Source organism: Variovorax sp. 01T439_2, from assembly GCF_056398445.1.
In genome coordinates, this window is the sequence record NZ_JBFTPJ010001173.1 from 1 (window position 1) to 1,503 (window position 1,503).

Genomic DNA, 1,503 nt, shown 5'->3' on the forward strand with positions numbered 1-1,503 from the left:
TCCCAAAGCCTGCCCCAGCTCTACCTTGGCTTCGGCCTCAGCGACCGCTTTGCCAGCAACCACAAGCTGCTGGCGGACGCCCTGCCCGAAGGCCGCGTCTTCACTACCGAGGGCGGCCACGACTGGCCGCAATGGCGCCAGCTCTGGCGCAATGTGCTCGATGTGCTGCCGCTGCCATCGCTCGGCCGCTCGCGCGGGTCGTCGGCTACGCGGCCACCGGCGCCGCGGATGACGCCATCAGCGAAGCCATGGGCCATCGCGGCTTGACGTCGAAGGCATAGCGCTCGCTCGCCTCTGCCAAACCCGACTGYAGCCGCATGGCGGCCGCCATGGCAATCATCGCGCCGTTGTCGGTGCACAGGTGCAGTTCCGGATAGTGCACGCGCACGCCGCGCTTGGCGCAGGCGGCGTTCAACTGTTCCCGCAGGCTCCGGTTCGCGCCCACGCCGCCGGCCACCACCAGCCGCTTGAGGCCCGTCTGCCCGAGCGCAGCCAGCGATTTCTTCAGCAGCACCTCGACGATGGCCGCCTGCGTGGACGCGGCCAGGTCGGCCTTGTTCGCCTCGAGCTCGGCGCCGAGCTTCTTGGCCTGCGTCAGCACGGCCGTCTTCAGGCCGGCGAATGAAAAATCGAGGTCGCCGCTGTGCAGCAGCGGCCGCGGCAGCTTGAACGCCGCAGGGTTGCCCGCCTCCGCCAGCTTGGCCAGCCAGGGGCCGCCCGGATAGGGCAGGCCCATGAGCTTGGCGCTCTTGTCGAAGGCCTCGCCGGCCGCATCGTCGATGGTTTCGCCCAGGAGCTCGTAGCGGCCCACGCCGTCGACCCGCATCAGCTGGGTATGGCCGCCCGACACGAGCAGCGCCACAAAGGGAAATTCCGGCGGATCGGCACTCAGGAACGGCGACAGCAAATGCCCTTCGAGGTGATGCACCCCGAGCACCGGCTTGCCGAGCGCCGCGCCCAGCGCGCAGGCCACGCCCGCGCCCACCAGCAAGGCCCCGGCCAGGCCGGGCCCGCGCGTGTAGGCGACCACGTCGATCTCGGCCAGCGAGCGGCCCGCCTCGGCCATCACGGCTTCGGTCAGCGGCAGCACGCGGCGGATGTGGTCGCGGCTGGCCAGCTCGGGCACCACGCCGCCATAGGCCTGGTGCATGGCGATCTGGCTGTGCAGCGCATGCGAGCGCAGCTGCGGCAGCGCGCTGCCATGCGTTTCCACCAGCGCCACGCCGGTTTCGTCGCAGGATGATTCGATTCCCAGGAGAAGCATGCCCGGGAGTGTAGGCGGCGAGGAATGCCCGTGCGGCACGGATGTTGCAGCAAGCTCTTTGCTTCCCCTCGCCCACCATGAAATCCGGACTGAGTTTTCTGATCGCCGCCAGAAAGTGCGAAATCGACGAGCTGGACCAGCTCGCGCGCACCAGCGAGCTGGTCGGCCTGATCGCGCGGCTGGTCCATGCGCTGCAGCGGGAGCGCGGCATGTCCAACGTGTTCCTCGCCTCGCGCGGC

General features: G+C 69.5%; 2 protein-coding genes and 1 pseudogene. 2 read left to right on the forward strand and 1 reads right to left on the reverse strand.

From position 1 onward, the window contains the following. Nucleotides 1-267, forward strand: a pseudogene (locus AC1DOC_RS33185) (alpha/beta hydrolase); the annotation flags it as partial. On the opposite strand, the gene tsaD reads toward AC1DOC_RS33185, so the two are convergent. Continuing rightward, nucleotides 206-1,264: a tRNA (adenosine(37)-N6)-threonylcarbamoyltransferase complex transferase subunit TsaD gene (gene tsaD / locus AC1DOC_RS33190; protein ID WP_012748616.1), complete on the reverse strand. Its 1,059-nt coding sequence runs from the start codon at nt 1,262-1,264 to the stop codon at nt 206-208. The pseudogene AC1DOC_RS33185 and the gene tsaD sit on opposite strands and share 62 nt — an antisense overlap. Before the next feature lie 77 nt (nt 1,265-1,341). On the opposite strand from tsaD, the gene AC1DOC_RS33195 reads away from it, so the two are divergent. Then, nucleotides 1,342-1,503, forward strand: a 162-nt coding sequence (locus AC1DOC_RS33195) for a nitrate- and nitrite sensing domain-containing protein (RefSeq protein WP_478131513.1), incomplete at its 3' end; no start/stop codon positions are given.